Raw genomic sequence first — 16187 nt, forward strand, 5'->3', positions numbered from 1 at the left:
ATACAAATTAAAATAAATAACTATTATGAGTAAAATTATTGGAATCGATTTAGGTACAACTAACTCTTGTGTTTCTGTAATGGAAGGTAATGAGCCAGTTGTAATACCAAATGCAGAAGGTAAAAGAACAACACCATCTGTGATCGCTTTCGTTGAAGGCGGTGAAATTAAAGTTGGTGATCCAGCAAAACGTCAAGCCGTTACCAATCCAACAAAAACGGTTTATTCTATTAAGCGTTTTATGGGTAATAAGTTTTCTGAATCTGCAAAAGAAGCAGGACGCGTACCTTACAAAGTAGTAAAAGGAGATAACGACACACCACGTGTGGATATTGATGGTCGTTTATATACACCACAAGAATTATCAGCTATGATTCTTCAAAAAATGAAGAAAACGGCTGAAGATTATTTAGGTCAAGATGTAACACGTGCTGTAATTACAGTACCTGCTTACTTTAATGACTCGCAACGTCAAGCAACTAAAGAAGCTGGAGAAATTGCAGGTTTAAAAGTAGAACGTATAATTAACGAACCTACTGCTGCTGCTTTAGCCTATGGAATGGATAAAAAAGGAACGGATCAAAAAATCGTTGTTTTCGATTTTGGAGGTGGAACCCATGATGTATCTATCCTAGAATTAGGTGATGGTGTATTTGAAGTATTATCAACAGAAGGTGATACACATTTAGGTGGTGATGACGTTGATGAGAAAATCATTGATTGGTTAGCTGACGAATTCAAGTCTGAAGAAGATATTGATTTACGCAAGGACCCAATGGCGTTACAGCGTTTAAAAGAAGCTGCTGAAAAAGCGAAGATTGAATTATCATCTGCGGCACAAACAGAAATTAACTTACCATATGTTACGGCTACAGCTAGTGGACCAAAACACTTGGTACGTACTTTAACACGTTCTAAATTTGAGCAGTTAATTGACGATTTAGTAAAACGTACAATTGCACCTTGTGAGTCTGCTATGAAAGCTGCAGGTTTAACAAAAAGTGATATTAACGAGGTTATTTTAGTTGGTGGATCTACGCGTATTCCTGCTGTTCAGGAAGCTGTTGAGAAATTCTTCGGAAAAAAACCAAGTAAAGGTGTTAACCCAGATGAAGTAGTTTCTTTAGGAGCTGCTATCCAAGGTGGTGTTTTAACTGGTGATGTAAAAGATGTATTGTTATTAGACGTAACGCCTTTATCATTAGGTATTGAAACAATGGGTAACGTCATGACTAAACTTATTGAAGCTAACACGACTATCCCAACTAAAAAATCGCAAGTATTTTCTACAGCAGCTGACAATCAGCCATCTGTTGAAATCCATGTGTTACAAGGAGAGCGTGCAATGGCTGCCGACAACAAAACAATTGGACGTTTCCATTTAGACGGAATTCCACCAGCAAAACGTGGAACCCCTCAAATTGAAGTAACGTTTGATATTGATGCCAATGGTATCATTAAAGTTTCGGCAACAGATAAAGCGACGAACAAAACACAAGATATTCGTATTGAAGCTTCTTCAGGATTATCAGAAGAAGAAATTCAAAAAATGAAAGCAGATGCTGAAGCCAATGCCGATGCCGATGCGAAAGCAAAAGAAACTGCTGAAAAATTGAATGCTGCTGATGCGATGATTTTCCAAACGGAGAGTCAGCTGAAAGAATTTGGCGAAAAATTATCTGATGATAAGAAAAAGCCAATTGAAGAAGCACTTGAAGAATTGAAGAAAGCTTACGAAACTAAAGATCTTGCCGTTATTGATCCAGCTTTAGAGAAAATTAACGAAGCATGGAAAGTAGCAAGCGAGGAAATGTATAAAGCACAAGCAGATGGGCAACAAGGTGGTCCAGAAGCAGGTCCTGATACCAATGCAGGAACAGATGCTAACGAAGGAAGCGACGTAGAAGACGTGGATTTCGAAGAAGTGAAGTAAACAGAGAGCCAATCCCGATCTTTTAATCGGGATTGTGCGAAGCACTAATCCCAAATTTATTTTGGGTTCTGATAAAATTAAAACGCAATCATTAATTTGGTTGCGTTTTCTTTATGTCTTAACCTAACAGGTTTTCAAAACCTGTTAGGTTTTTTGTAACCACTAATTTTAGGCGTCAGAAACAACTCGTTGAGGAAACTAAATTTACAACCATAAACTATGCACGCATAATAAATTCTCTTATATTTGTGGCGCAAACAAATTCAGATTACATGTCAACCCAACTCACCAAACTTCTCAAAATAAAACACCCAATCATCATGGCACCTATGTTTTTGGTTTCCAATACAGCCATGGTAATCGAAGGTATGAAAAGCAGTATTGCTGGCTGTATTCCTGCTCTAAATTATAGAACCTTGGATGAATTACGAGCATCAATAATTGAATTAAAAGAGGCAAAATCGAATCTTCCACAAGGCGCATTTGGCTATAATTTAATTGTGAATAAATCCAATGTCAAATATAAAGAACAATTACGTGTGATTTGTGAAGAAGGTTGCGATTTCATTTTAACCTCTTTAGGAAATCCAGAAGAAACCATTAGAGAAGCGCATGCCGTTGGTATTAAAGTGTTTTGTGATGTAACCGATTTACATTTCGCCAAAAAAGTAGAACAATTAGGTGCTGATGCTGCTGTAGCTGTAAATAGTGAAGCTGGTGGGCATCGTGGTAATTTATCGCCACAAGAATTAACCAGTTTATTGCATAAAGAATTAAATATTCCAGTCATTTCCGCTGGAGGTGTGGGTTGCAAATCAGATATTGACACGATGTTAAGCTATGGAGCAGCAGGTGTTTCTGTAGGAAGTCCGTTTATTGCTTCTATTGAGGCTGGTGTTACGGACGACTATAAACAAGCCTGTGTAGATTATGGTTCAGATGATATAGTGATGACAGAGCGTATTTCAGGAACACCGTGTACAGTAATTAATACGCCTTATGTTCAGAAAATTGGTACAAAATCAACGGGTTTAGAAAAGCTACTAAATAAAAATAAAACACTAAAAAAATGGGTAAAAATGGTTCGGTTTTATATTGGGATGAAAGCCACTGAAAAAGCAGCCTTACAAGCAACGTACAAAACAGTTTGGGTTGCTGGACCTAGTATTGAACATACCAAAGCTATTTTGCCGATACGTGAGATTATTAAAAATCTGACTAATTAATAGTTACACCAAACCGTTAATTAATTCAACGTTTACAACATGTTTGCCCTCAAAAGGGACTAATTGCAACCGGTTTCCAAATAATTCGGTAGCGCGCGTTTCTTCGTGATGGATGCGTTCGTCATTTAAATATTCATCTTCAGTACCATAAATAAGCGATACTTTGGTTGATGCATCTAAATATTGAAAATCAGCAGACACTAATTCTTTTGGAATTCCGCCAGAATGCAATACCAGTTGGGAACATTTCAGTTGGCGTTTGGCAAGATATCGCGTTGCCACACTCACACCTTGAGAATACCCTAAAACAATTAAATTTATTCCGTCAGGAAGGTCTTCCACTTCCAGAACAGAATCAAAATAACGCATAATATTTTCGGTGTCTTTAACCGTGTTTTCTTTAGTCAACCAACTAGCTCCAACATGTTTAAATTTTGGTGGTGTATAATATTTACTTGGTGCTTGAGGCGCAATAATATAATTTTCTTCAGCAGATAAGCCCTGAAAATATCTTAAAAAATATCGACTTAAATAACCCATCCCATGACAAACAAACCAAACGTTTTTTGTAGTTGCCGATAATGTATTTAAAGTGGCATAACTATTCGTGGTGGTGTAAGATATTTCCTTTTCAGTTAGATTCATTTGTTATTGGTGTTTTGTACTTTTACATTTCGATTTAAAAATACAGAATTTTATGTCCATATCTAAAGAAGCCAAACTTAAGGAAATCAATGCGGTTTGCAAAAACACCTTGATGGAAACCCTAGAAATTAGTATTTCCGATTTTGGCGATGATTATTTAATAGCCAAAATGCCGGTTAATTCGCGCGTATATCAACCAGATGGTGTGTTGCATGGTGGAGCAACAGCAGCATTGGCAGAAAGTGTTGGTAGTTTTGCATCCCACTTGTTTTCAAATTTAGACGTGGTATTTGTTCGCGGCACCGAAATTACAGCCAACCATTTAAAAAGTGTAACGGACGGTCATGTATTTGCTAAAGCCACTTTTTTGCATAAAGGAAGAACCACGCAATTAATAGATATTCGTGTTACTGATGACCATGACAACTTGATTTCAGTTTGCCGCTTATCAACTATTTCATTACCAAGAAAAAAATAAAACATGACATTTTCTGTTTTTTTAGAGAACCTTCAAGATCAGTATGTAAACAACTTGCCCTTTGTAGCTTATAGAAACCCTAATGAGACTATAATTAAAACGTTTTTACAGCAAGATGATACACTTTATAAAACCACGAATTTCTCTGAAAGTGGATTTGTTTTTTCGCCTTTTAACATAAAAGAAACTAGTGTTTTAATTCCTGTTGAAACATCATTAATTTTAGAATTTGAAAGTGAAACTATTGAAGAACCATCCATAAACTCATGTACTTCCAAAGTTATTGAGACATTTGATATAACTGTGGCTAAGCAAAACCATATTGCATTAGTTGAAAAGGGGATTAAAGCTATTCATAAAGGCACATTTGAAAAAGTCGTATTATCCCGGCAAGAATCGATTACTATTTCAGAAACAAATCCTATTAAAATTTATAAAAGGTTATTAGAAACCTATCCAACCGCTTATGTGTATGTATGGTTTCATCCTAAAGTAGGATTGTGGTTAGGTGCTACGCCAGAAACTTTGCTTCATATTGAAAATAACCAATTCAGCACCATGGCGTTGGCGGGAACGCAAGTTTATAAAAACACCATAGATGTGGTTTGGAAGGATAAAGAATTGGAGGAACAACAAATTGTTACCAATTTCATCGTTTCAAATCTAGAAAGCCAGTTAGATAATTTAAAAATCTCCGAGGTGGAAACTGCAAAAGCTGGAAATTTACTGCATTTAAAAACGCACATTTCTGGTCGGGTGAATTCTGATACTTCGAGCTTAAAAAATATTATTGAAATTTTGCATCCCACACCTGCTGTTTGCGGTATGCCAAAAGAAGAAGCCAAACAATTTATCCTTGAAAATGAAGCGTATAAACGCGATTTTTATACAGGTTTTTTAGGTGAACTAAATATTAAGAAATCCATTTCAAGAAACCCGAACAGACGCAATGTTGAAAATAATGCTTACACGCGTATTAAAACGGTTTCAAATCTGTTTGTTAATCTGCGTTGCATGCAAATTCAAAACACGGAAGCCCTTTTATACATTGGAGGAGGCATCACAAAAGACTCCAATCCCAATTTAGAATGGGAGGAAACCATGGCTAAATCGGTGACAATGAAAAAGGTATTACAATAATTTTTTATCAGGAAGCTATTTGCTATTTTTACGCTTAGATTCAATCTTACATGCAATACCCAAAAATTCCGCTTGCGCAAACCATTGTTCTGCTTTGCAAAGCTAAAAACATTCAACATATTGTTATTTCACCAGGTAGTAGAAATGCACCTGTAACTATCGGCTTTACACACGATGATTATTTTACATGCTATAGTATTGTAGATGAACGTTGTGCTGCCTTTTTTGCATTGGGAATTGCGCAACAAATCCAAAAGCCAGTAGCTGTAGTTTGTAGTTCAGGTAGTGCACTTTTAAATTACTATCCTGCTATTGCTGAAGCTTATTACAGTCATATTCCGTTGGTTGTTTTATCGGCTGATAGACCGAAACACTTGATAGGAATAGGTGATGGGCAAACCATTAACCAAACCGATGTTTATAAAAATCATATTATTTATACGGCAAACTTAAGTTCACAAATGGATGCCGAATTTAAAAATCGGGATGAAGATGAACCAGCCATTCTTAAAACACTAGAAAACAAATTAGAGCGCTTTTTAGGAAGAAAACAGGAGTTACAGCAGGAAAATGAAACGGAAATCAATAAAGCGCTTAACAAAGCTTTGTCCAAGCGTGGTCCAGTTCATATTAATATGCCATTTCACGAACCCCTTTATGAGTTAACGGATAGCTTAAGTGTGAATCCAAAAATTATTGATATAAACAAACGCGCAAGCAAAGTAGACGACTTTATTTATAATGAATGCCTTGATGCCTGGAATAGCGCAACCAAAAAAATGGTTTTAGTTGGCGTAAATCCACCAAACGAAATAGAACAAAAATGGTTGGATGAATTGGTAAAAGATAATAGCGTAATTGTGTTTACGGAAACAACTTCTAATATCCACAATCCAGGGTTTTTCAATAGTATAGACACCATGATTGCACCTTTAGAAGATGATGATTTTAAAGCCTTGCAACCTGATATTTTATTAACCTTTGGCGGACTAGTAGTCTCCAAAAAAATTAAAGCCTTTTTACGAAGCTACCAGCCAAAGCAACATTGGCATATAGATCGTGATTATGCAAATGACACATTTTTTTGTTTGGAGAAACATATTGAAACAACACCTAATAATTTTTTTGAAACCTTCTTACCCCAAATCACGCATTTTGTAAAAAGTGATTACAAAGCCACTTGGGAGCAGGTTAGACTTTATAGAAAAGAAAAACATAGTGCGTATTTAAACGAAATTCCTTTTAGTGACTTTCAGGTGTTTGAGACAGTATTTAAAAGTTTACCAAATAATCTCGCATTGCAATTGGGTAACAGTTCCACGATAAGATATGCACAGCTTTTTGATATTCATAAATCAATAAACGTGTTTTGTAATCGTGGCACAAGTGGTATTGATGGCAGTACTTCTACAGCTATAGGTTGTGCCGTTGGCCAAGAAAAACAAACGGTTTTTATTACTGGCGATTTAAGCTTTTTTTATGATAGCAATGCACTGTGGAATAATTACATTCCTAATAATTTTAGACTAATTATTGTTAATAATCAAGGCGGTGGAATTTTTAGAATTTTGCCAGGAAATAAGGATTCAGAAAATTTTGAAAACTTTTTTGAAACCACTCATAATTTTACAGCAAAACAATTGGCTGCTATGTATGGCTTTCAATATGGAACTGCAGCGAATGCCACTCAGCTTAAAAATAAATTAAAAGATTTTTATAAAGAATCAGATCAACCCAAAATATTAGAAATATTCACACCACGTACAGAGAATGACGACGTATTATTGAATTATTTCAAGTTTATTAAGTAATTGTTAAAAATGGCGTCGTATTTTTTAAATACCTCATTATTAAGTATATTAAGGGCTCATATTAATCTTTAAATTAATTTTTATAAACATGAGTAAAAGAGACGAATTAATAGCTAAATATGCAGCCGATTTAAAAGATAAATTAGGTGTAAATGCAGATATGGATTTACTGACAAAAGTAACTATTGGCTGTGGACCATCTATTTATAATGCGGATGCAGCAACGGTTTCTGGTTCAGATGCATCGGAATTAGCAACGGTAAAAAACAATTTCTTAATTAAAAAACTTGGATTAAAAGATAGTCCGGAATTAGATAAAGGAATTGAAATAGTTATGGAACAATACGGTAAATCCAACCGTAATAAGTACAGAGCAGTTGTATATTACCTATTAACCAAACATTTCAAAAAGGAGTCTGTTTACTAGATCTTCATAACATATTTAAAACGCCACTTCTTCAAGTGGCTTTTTTTATACCTAAATTTAAAATATTGAGGATATTTCTAAATCCATAAAAACAGATACACAAGATATCTCATAAAATAGTACCTTTGCCATATGATAAAAATTGGAGAATATAATACATTAGAAATCCTTCGCGAAACCGAACCAGGATTATTTTTGGAAGACGCGGATGGAAATGAGGTTTTACTGCCAAACCGCTATGTCCCGAAAGAATTTAAAATTTGGGATAAACTGGATGTATTTGTGTATTTAGATAACGAAGAACGTCTAGTTGCCGTTACCGATAAGCCGTATATTCAACGTGGTGAATTTGCTGTATTACGTTGTAATGCCGTTACCGAACATGGTGCTTTTTTAGACTGGGGAATGGTTAAAGAGTTATTCTGTCCATTTAGAGAACAGGCCTTTAGTATGAAAAAAGGCGGCTGGTATTTGGTGTATTGCTTTCTTGATGAAACGTCTAATCGTTTAGTTGCTTCTAGTAAAACCAATCAGTTTTTAGATAATAAAGAATTAACGGTTGAAGCTTTTCAAGAAGTGGATTTAATAGTTTCACATCCATCTGATATTGGTATGAATGTGATAGTGAATAAAAAACATCAAGGCTTAATTTTTAACGATGATATTTTTCAAGACCTTTCCATTGGCGACCGCTTAAAAGGCTATGTTAAGAAAATCCGACCTGATAATAAACTGGACATTGGTTTAGGTAAAATGGGTTACCGAAGTATCGAACCGAATGCGGATTTAATAATGAAGGAACTGGAAGACCATGGTGGTTATTTAAACCTTACAGACAAATCTGATCCAGATACTATAAAAAATGCGCTTCAAATGAGTAAAAAAAGCTTTAAGAAAGCTATTGGAACCTTATACAGACAAAAATTGATCGAAATTAAAGATGATGGGATTTATTTGGTAGAATAGGAATCCTCTAGTATACCCAACAATTTGAAACTATTATAAAAAAGTCATCAACAGCGATTTAGGAGTTGATGACTTTTGTTTTTTTAGTTGCTTGAAAGTCTATATAATTAAACATTTCCCGATTCAATAACTAGGTTGTCAAGTCAGCAAAATTTAAGTCTTGGTTCTTATTTTTATTACAATTTCAATTTCTTCTTTAAATCGTTAGTAACAGCATCTTTATGCACCATGACTGAAATGGTTTTTAAACGCATAAAAGCATCACTCATATATATATAACCGTCATTGGCTACGCGACTTTCATCCGTTCCCCAAGAATTTTTTACCTTATAATATAAGGTACCATTTTGATCTTTTAGCATACCAGTAATATGCATCAAATGATCGTCTGTTGTAGCGTAGTTTTCAAATTCTTGTTGTCTGTATTCTGGAGTAATTGTTTTTTCCGGACGTACGCTAATAATAGCTTCAGCAGCGGTTGCATCATCTTTAGGAATTACCGCAATACCGTGTTTAGCAGAAAATGTTTTTTCACTCACATCACAATCTAATTCAACCGTAAAACCATTTTCTAAAGCGTGATTAATGGTGGACATCAGTTCATCTAATTGCACATTATAAAAACTACCATTGGAGAAATTATCGGGAATATTTAAAATGAATTGGGAGTAAAACGGCTTGTGTGTAAATGAGGTTATGCTTACATAATTATCAGGATTAATTTGCGTCATTGCCTGAAACGATTTTGGTGTATATTCCACACCTTCATATGTAAAGGAGGTAATATCTCTTCCTAAATAGGTATCCAAAGTACTATTTACAACTGCTTGCCATTTAGGGGATAATCGTCTTCCTGGATTTTCAATATAAACATCCAACATGCCATTTAAAACGGCTACCATTTCAGCATGATTGTGTCCAGTTGCCCCAGTTTCCATGCCACTATAAACGGATTGTGGTACCAAACCATAATCGCGAATACTGTTCATAACATCATGAGCCAAACCACCTTCACTAAATTGTGCTTTTCCTTGACGCATAACATAATTCCATGCTTTTTTAGGATAGGTGTGACGGACTTGAAACATTTCCGAAATATCAATTTGTTTTCCCGTTAACCGCATGATTTCACTTTCTAAAAATGAGGATGTTGAAAAACTCCAACATGTTCCCGTATTTCCTTGGCTAATCACATCGGTGGCATCTAAATCGATTACCGATTCAAAGGTGTAACTTTGTGAAAAACTGGTTGTGATTGTAAAAAGAAAGGCGAATAAAAACAGAATATTTCTCATGGTACTGAATTGTTAGATAAATAATAATTATTTTTGACAAAAATAAAGAAAATGAGTGTAGCAAACTGGAAAACGGTTAAGGAATATGAAGACATCACCTATCAGAAATCTGATGGTGTGGCACGCATAGCTTTTAATAGACCAAATGTTCGAAATGCCTTTCGCCCAAAGACGACTAGTGAATTATATGATGCGTTTTATGATGCACATGAAGATGTGAATATTGGGGTCGTATTATTATCAGCTGAAGGGCCTTCAACCAAAGATGGTGTTTATAGTTTTTGTTCAGGAGGCGATCAAACAGCACGTGGTCATCAAGGTTATGTTGGTGATGATGGTTATCATAGACTTAATATTCTGGAGGTACAACGTTTAATTCGTTTTATGCCAAAAGCCGTTATTGCCGTTGTTCCGGGATGGGCAGTTGGTGGTGGACATAGTTTACATGTGGTTTGCGATTTAACATTAGCTAGTAAAGAACACGCTATTTTTAAGCAAACGGATGCCGATGTTACCAGTTTTGATGGTGGTTACGGATCTGCTTATTTAGCTAAAATGGTTGGACAGAAAAAGGCGCGTGAAATTTTCTTTTTAGGTAGAAACTATTCGGCACAAGAAGCTTTTGATATGGGCATGGTAAATGCAGTTATTCCACATGACGAATTGGAATCTACGGCCTATGAGTGGGCTCAAGAAATTTTAGCCAAATCGCCAACATCTATAAAAATGCTCAAATTCGCTATGAATTTAACAGACGATGGTATGGTTGGTCAGCAAGTTTTTGCTGGAGAAGCTACGCGTTTAGCCTATATGACAGACGAAGCCAAAGAAGGTCGTGATGCCTTTTTAGAAAAACGTAAGCCTAATTTTCCAAAAAAATGGATTCCTTAAATACAGTCTATGCCATCAATAAAACATTGGGTTTCAGCAGCAAGATTGCGCACCTTACCATTATCCATTTCAGGAATTATTCTTGCTACTAGTTTTGCAGCCTATAATGGATATGTAAATTGGTATATTTTTGTTTTAGCACTTTTAACAACGGTTGCACTACAAGTGCTATCCAACTTTGCTAATGATTATGGCGACGGTGTTAAAGGTACCGATAATGATGAACGTGTAGGTCCAAAACGTGCTTTGCAAAGTGGAAATGTATCTGCAGACCAAATGTTTATGGCTATAAAAATTAATATTTTAGTCATTATAGCTTTAGTTGTCACTTTACTTTTTTGCGCTTTTGGTATGCGTCATTTTTTATATACCATGCTATTTTTAGCCTTGGGAGCACTTTCAGTTTATGCGGCAATTAATTATACCGTTGGCGATTCTGCTTATGGTTACAAAGGTCTAGGTGATGTATTTGTATTTATATTCTTCGGATTAGTAAGTGGTTTAGGCACGTATTTTCTATACACCTTAAAAATAGATCACGTTATTATTTTGCCGGCTTTTACCATTGGTTTATTGAGTGTGGCGGTTTTGAACTTAAATAATATGCGCGATATTATTTCGGATGAAAAATCAAATAAAATTACGTTAGCCGTAAAGCTCGGTTTTGAAAATGCCAAACGCTATCATTATATTTTAATTTGTGGTGCTATTCTTCTTTCCGCCATATTTGCAGTTTTGTATTATGTTTCACCATATAATTTAATGTTTATGGTTATGTATATTCCACTGGTGAAGCATTTATTCTATGTTAGAAAAACGACTAACCCTTCCTTACTAGATTCAGAATTAAAAAAAGTGGCTATTTCTACATTTCTACTCGCCATTTTAATGGGAGTGGGCTATATTATTTAGTAGATTTTATGGCTATCACTTCATAAAATTGTTTTAGATTTTGTATTTTTCAATACCGAATTTAAAACCCTCTTTCAATGAAAATTACATTTTACGGTCATGCCAGTTTAGGAATAGAAGTAGATGGTGTTCATATTTTAGTAGATCCCTTTATCAGTGGTAACGAGAACGCTAAACATATAGATATTAGTACCTTAAAAGCTGATTATATTCTGCTAACACACGCTCATCAAGATCATATTTTAGATGTAGAAACCATTGCTAAAAATACGGATGCTGTTATAGTTTCTAATTTTGAAATTGTAACCCATTTTCAAAATAAAGGGTTGGAAGGACATCCTATGAATCATGGAGGTTCTTGGGACTTCGAATTTGGTGTTGTGAAATATGTAAATGCTATTCATACCTCGTCGTTTCCTGATGGCAGCTATGGTGGGCAACCAGGAGGTTTTGTTATTGAAGGCGAACATAAAAACATCTACATTGCTGGAGATACAGCATTAACCATGGATATGAAACTCATTCCACTACGTACCAAGTTAGATTTAGCCATTTTACCAATTGGCGATAATTTCACCATGGGAATTGATGATGCTATTTTAGCCAGTGATTTTGTGCAATGTGATAAAGTGTTAGGCTACCATTTTGATACCTTCGGATATATAGAAATTGATCATGAAGTTGCAAAACGCAAATTTTTTGAAAAAGATAAAGATTTAATGTTATTGAAAATTGGCGATAGTTTGGAATTGTAATTAAAAAACTCAATCAAAACTGTAACAAACTTAAAAAGTGCTTGTCTTTAAGGATATACTAATCAAAATACGCATTATGAATTCCTTTTTAAAAAGTACGTCACCAATTATCACTATTTTTTTTGTTACCCTTTTTTAAGTGCCCACTTGGTTGTTGGACAAAATAAAACCTTTAGCGTTAAAACGTTTGACAAAGTTATTATCAGTCCACATATAGAAGTTGTTTTTAAAACTGGTGATAAGGAAGAAGTGGTTATTGAAATGATAAGCGAACCTTTAAATGAAATTAATGTAGAAGTTAAAAACAAAACACTGCAAGTTTATTTGGATGATGCTAAAATCATCACCGAAAACGATAAAGAAAAAAGCACCAAACACAGAACGGTTGAGGCTTATAAAGGAACCGTGGCAAGAGCAACTATTTACTATAAAAAAGTAAAATCGTTTTCTTTAAGAGGCGAAGAGCGTTTTAATTTTGAAGATGCCATCATATCCGATAAAATTGTCTTTAGTATCTATGGTGAATCTCAAGTAACCATGAAAGACGTAACCTTAAAAGATTTAAAAGTATCCATATATGGCGAAAGTTATTTAGTTATTGAAAAGGGTAGTATTGAAAACCAAAAAATAATTGGTTATGGTGAAAGTACGGTCTATTTTTCACAGGTAAATAATAAGGAAACCAAAATAACGGCTTATGGCGATGGTAGTTATCAATGCAATGTGTCTGATAAGCTTAAAATAAGGTCCTACGGCGAACCAACAATTACCTATAAAGGAAGTGCTAGAGTAGAAAACGGCTTATCATTTGGTGACGTGGAAATTGTAAAAATAGATTAATTTAACGTACAGCGCTTCTTAAGGTATACCAATGCAGAAATTTTGGAAAGAAACGTTTTAAAAAAACGCCTAACACTTCTTTTTTACCAATATAAACTTCAAATTTATTTTTATAAACGGCTTTCAGCATGCGTTCAGTAAAAACGTTTACTGGAAGCCCTTTTTCTGTAGCTGTATCTTGGGTGTTTTGTTGCTCACCATTGCCAATTAAGGCATGGCGTGCAATATCAGTATTTACAAAACCTGGACAAATTAAAGTGACAGATATTCCGTCTTTTTCATGTTCTAATCGTAAGGCATCAAAAAAGCCATGAAGCGCATGTTTGGCTCCACAATATCCTGAACGGTAAGGTGATGCGAACTTCCCCATTAAACTCGTTACGGTTACAAACTGTCCAGATTTCTGACGCACAAAATAGGGTAGCAATGCTTTTGTAAGGGCTACAGTTCCTAAATAATCTACTTCCATCAGTTTTTTATCAACAGCAATATCGGTTTCAATAATGAGCGACCGTTGACTAATGCCACCATTATTTATTAAAATATCAATCGTGCCAAAACTGCCGATGGCACTTTCAACAATTGGTAACATATTATTATAATCGGCTAAATCAAAAGGCACACAGGCAATATTTTCGGGATTGGGTTGCGCATTTTTTACGTTTTCCAAATCTGTTAAACGTCGGGATGAAATAATAAGTTGGCATTTCTGTTTTGCCAAACTAGCAACCAAAGCTTTACCAATTCCGCTGGAAGCTCCCGTAATCCATATAACTTTGTTGTTGAAATTCATAATAATGCTCGCCAAAACGGGTGTCTCTTTATTTAAAACTAATCTTCTTTAAGCTGCGACTGCGACTGCAAACTACTCTCCAGCCACTCCCGACGTAAATCATCACTCAATTTTCCGGTTCCATCATGCGTCCAACCAGGTGGTTTCACTAAATAGAGAAACCGATTTTTTAAAGATTTTCTACCGAAAAAAACATCTTTTAGCATATTTCGCCATTCTATAAAAGCAATTTTTACGGGATTATACGTGTTAATATTAACAACCAAACCATAAATAACTCTTTCTTCTTTTAATTCTGGTTGGAACGTACCAAATAACTTATCCCAAATAATTAGAATACCTGCATGATTTCTATCTAAATACAACGGATTACTGCCATGATGAACCCGATGATGAGATGGTGAATTAAATACGGCTTCAAACCACTTAGGCATTTTATCAATAGCTTCGGTATGAATCCAAAATTGATATAACAAACTAATAGACATTTGTAATAAAATCATGGCAGGATGAAAACCCAATAAAGGCATCCAAAGCCAAAAAACGAACGAATAAAATCCGCCGGACCATGTTTGGCGTAAAGCAGTACTTAAATTATATTTTTGCGATGAGTGATGCACCACATGTGATGCCCAAAACAAACGACTTTCATGAGAAATACGATGAAACCAATAATAAGAGAAATCATCCGCAAAGAAAATTAATACAAAACTCCACCAAGCTACAGGAATAGTAAACAATCGGAAGTTGTCATATATCCAAAAGAAGACCAAAAGCACAATAGCTTTGCTTAAAAAATTCAAGAAAACATTACCCAATCCCATAGCAATAGACGATAAGGCATCTTTTGTTTCATAGGTCCTAATCTGTTGTTTGGTAGTAACATACATTTCAAGCAACATTGCTAAAACAAAAAACGGAATGGCAAATACAATAATGTTTGGAAATTCAGGCATTAGGATTGTTTTATGTTGTCTAAAATACAAAATAAATTGAGTACTTTTGAATACTATATGAAAGCATCTTATCATAAATATATTCTTAATTTTAAGCAGCCAAGTGGTACGTCTCGAGGGGTTTTAAAAACGAAGGAAACTTGGTTTATTATTCTAGAACATGAAGGAAAACAAGGGATTGGTGAATGTGGTATTTTACGCGGTTTAAGCGCGGATGATGTTCCTAATTATGAAGAACAATTACAATGGACGTGCAAAAACATCCATTTAGGTCTCGCCGTTTTATATACTAAATTAAAAACTTTCCCAAGTATTCAATTTGGTTTGGAAATGGCTTTTAAATCTTTGGATGCTAAAACACCTTTCGATTTATTTTCGTCACAATTTACTCAAAACAATAAATCTATTCCTATTAATGGTTTGATTTGGATGGGAACAGATGCTTTTATGAAGCAGCAAATTCAAGATAAAATTGAAGCAGGTTTTACCTGTATTAAAATGAAAATTGGTGCAATTGATTTTGAAACGGAGATTGGTTTGCTGAAGTCTATTCGGAATGAATTTTCAGCTAATGATATTGAATTACGCGTGGATGCCAATGGCGCTTTTTCTGAAACCGATGTGTTAGAAAAACTAAAACGTCTATCCGATTTAAATTTACACTCTATTGAGCAACCAATAAAAGCGGGCCAAATAGAAGCTATGGCAAAATTATGTTTGGAAACTCCGCTTCCAATTGCTTTAGATGAAGAATTAATTGGCGTTTTCGAAAATTCAGACAAGGCATTGCTTTTAAATCACATTAAACCGCAATACATTATTTTAAAACCGAGTTTTGTAGGAGGCTGGAAAGGGAGTCAAGAGTGGATTCAACAGGCCGAAAGCAATCAAATCGGTTGGTGGATAACAAGTGCTTTGGAAAGTAATGTAGGTTTGAATGCTATTGCCCAATGGACATATACATTAAACGCAAATATGCCTCAAGGTTTAGGAACAGGAAGTTTATTTACTAATAATTTTGAGAGTCCTTTAACTATAAACACAGGTTCTTTATTTTATGATAATAACAAGTTATGGCACTTCAATATAAGCGCTACAACTAGCAATTAATTTAAGTTT

Annotated in this window: 16 protein-coding genes; 12 read left to right on the forward strand and 4 right to left on the reverse strand. The window is 34.9% G+C overall.

Annotated elements, in window-relative coordinates; all coding sequences use genetic code 11:
* Nucleotides 1–25: 25 nt before the first annotated feature.
* The gene (gene dnaK, locus ACFPH8_RS06390) at nucleotides 26–1933 is read left to right on the forward strand and encodes a molecular chaperone DnaK (RefSeq protein WP_376859444.1); all 1908 of its coding nucleotides are present in this window, start codon (nucleotides 26–28) and stop codon (nucleotides 1931–1933) included.
* Between the two features lie 272 nt (nucleotides 1934–2205).
* Nucleotides 2206–3159 (forward strand): NAD(P)H-dependent flavin oxidoreductase, encoded by a 954-nt coding sequence (locus ACFPH8_RS06395; protein ID WP_376859446.1) that lies wholly within the window; start codon nucleotides 2206–2208, stop codon nucleotides 3157–3159.
* 3 nt (nucleotides 3160–3162) lie between these two features.
* On the opposite strand, the gene ACFPH8_RS06400 is transcribed toward ACFPH8_RS06395, so the two are convergent.
* A complete protein-coding gene (locus tag ACFPH8_RS06400) occupies nucleotides 3163–3804 on the reverse strand; it encodes an alpha/beta hydrolase (protein WP_376859448.1) in 642 nt (213 codons plus the stop codon).
* A gap of 52 nt (nucleotides 3805–3856) precedes the next feature.
* Here ACFPH8_RS06400 and ACFPH8_RS06405 point away from each other — a divergent pair, with 52 nt between their 5' ends.
* The 5 genes from ACFPH8_RS06405 (at nucleotide 3857) to ACFPH8_RS06425 (ending at nucleotide 8626) form a co-directional block, all read left to right on the forward strand.
* Nucleotides 3857–4282 (forward strand): PaaI family thioesterase, encoded by a 426-nt coding sequence (locus ACFPH8_RS06405; RefSeq protein ID WP_376859450.1) that lies wholly within the window; start codon nucleotides 3857–3859, stop codon nucleotides 4280–4282.
* A 3-nt stretch (nucleotides 4283–4285) separates the two neighbouring features.
* Complete coding sequence (locus tag ACFPH8_RS06410; protein ID WP_376859452.1) at nucleotides 4286–5422, forward strand: chorismate-binding protein; 1137 nt, start codon at nucleotides 4286–4288, stop codon at nucleotides 5420–5422.
* Nucleotides 5423–5472: 50 nt separating this feature from the next.
* Nucleotides 5473–7233, forward strand: coding sequence for a 2-succinyl-5-enolpyruvyl-6-hydroxy-3-cyclohexene-1-carboxylate synthase (gene menD, locus ACFPH8_RS06415; RefSeq protein ID WP_376859454.1), 1761 nt, complete (start codon nucleotides 5473–5475; stop codon nucleotides 7231–7233).
* Nucleotides 7234–7321: 88 nt separating this feature from the next.
* Nucleotides 7322–7660: a DUF2853 family protein gene (locus ACFPH8_RS06420; RefSeq protein WP_248399961.1), complete on the forward strand. Its 339-nt coding sequence runs from the start codon at nucleotides 7322–7324 to the stop codon at nucleotides 7658–7660.
* 132 nt (nucleotides 7661–7792) lie between these two features.
* Nucleotides 7793–8626, forward strand: a complete 834-nt coding sequence (locus tag ACFPH8_RS06425) for a CvfB family protein (RefSeq protein WP_248399959.1) — start codon at nucleotides 7793–7795, stop codon at nucleotides 8624–8626.
* Between the two features lie 176 nt (nucleotides 8627–8802).
* Here ACFPH8_RS06425 and ACFPH8_RS06430 read toward each other — a convergent pair whose 3' ends face one another.
* The gene (locus ACFPH8_RS06430; RefSeq protein WP_376859457.1) at nucleotides 8803–9921 is read right to left on the reverse strand and encodes a C1 family peptidase; all 1119 of its coding nucleotides are present in this window, start codon (nucleotides 9919–9921) and stop codon (nucleotides 8803–8805) included.
* 51 nt (nucleotides 9922–9972) lie between these two features.
* Here ACFPH8_RS06430 and ACFPH8_RS06435 point away from each other — a divergent pair, with 51 nt between their 5' ends.
* The 4 genes from ACFPH8_RS06435 (at nucleotide 9973) to ACFPH8_RS06450 (ending at nucleotide 13319) form a co-directional block, all read left to right on the forward strand.
* Nucleotides 9973–10812, forward strand: coding sequence for a 1,4-dihydroxy-2-naphthoyl-CoA synthase (locus ACFPH8_RS06435; protein ID WP_066256461.1), 840 nt, complete (start codon nucleotides 9973–9975; stop codon nucleotides 10810–10812).
* A 9-nt stretch (nucleotides 10813–10821) separates the two neighbouring features.
* On the forward strand, nucleotides 10822–11724 hold the full coding sequence (menA, locus tag ACFPH8_RS06440; RefSeq protein WP_376859459.1) for a 1,4-dihydroxy-2-naphthoate octaprenyltransferase: 903 nt from the start codon (nucleotides 10822–10824) through the stop codon (nucleotides 11722–11724).
* Between the two features lie 77 nt (nucleotides 11725–11801).
* Nucleotides 11802–12479, forward strand: coding sequence for a metal-dependent hydrolase (locus ACFPH8_RS06445; RefSeq protein ID WP_376859461.1), 678 nt, complete (start codon nucleotides 11802–11804; stop codon nucleotides 12477–12479).
* Nucleotides 12480–12626: 147 nt separating this feature from the next.
* Nucleotides 12627–13319, forward strand: a complete 693-nt coding sequence (locus ACFPH8_RS06450) for a GIN domain-containing protein (RefSeq protein WP_376859463.1) — start codon at nucleotides 12627–12629, stop codon at nucleotides 13317–13319.
* Between the two features lies 1 nt (nucleotide 13320).
* Here the strand turns inward: ACFPH8_RS06450 and ACFPH8_RS06455 are convergent, their stop codons facing one another.
* Both ACFPH8_RS06455 and ACFPH8_RS06460 read right to left on the reverse strand, forming a co-directional pair.
* Entirely contained in the window at nucleotides 13321–14112 is a 792-nt protein-coding gene (locus ACFPH8_RS06455) for an SDR family oxidoreductase (protein WP_376859465.1), read from the reverse strand.
* Nucleotides 14113–14150: 38 nt separating this feature from the next.
* Complete coding sequence (locus ACFPH8_RS06460) at nucleotides 14151–15068, reverse strand: sterol desaturase family protein (RefSeq protein WP_376859467.1); 918 nt, start codon at nucleotides 15066–15068, stop codon at nucleotides 14151–14153.
* 57 nt (nucleotides 15069–15125) lie between these two features.
* On the opposite strand from ACFPH8_RS06460, the gene ACFPH8_RS06465 reads away from it, so the two are divergent.
* Nucleotides 15126–16178: an o-succinylbenzoate synthase gene (locus ACFPH8_RS06465; RefSeq protein WP_376859984.1), complete on the forward strand. Its 1053-nt coding sequence runs from the start codon at nucleotides 15126–15128 to the stop codon at nucleotides 16176–16178.
* Nucleotides 16179–16187: the final 9 nt, after the last annotated feature.

The organism is Bizionia hallyeonensis, assembly GCF_042657385.1.
GTDB lineage: Bacteria > Bacteroidota > Bacteroidia > Flavobacteriales > Flavobacteriaceae > Algorimicrobium > Algorimicrobium hallyeonense.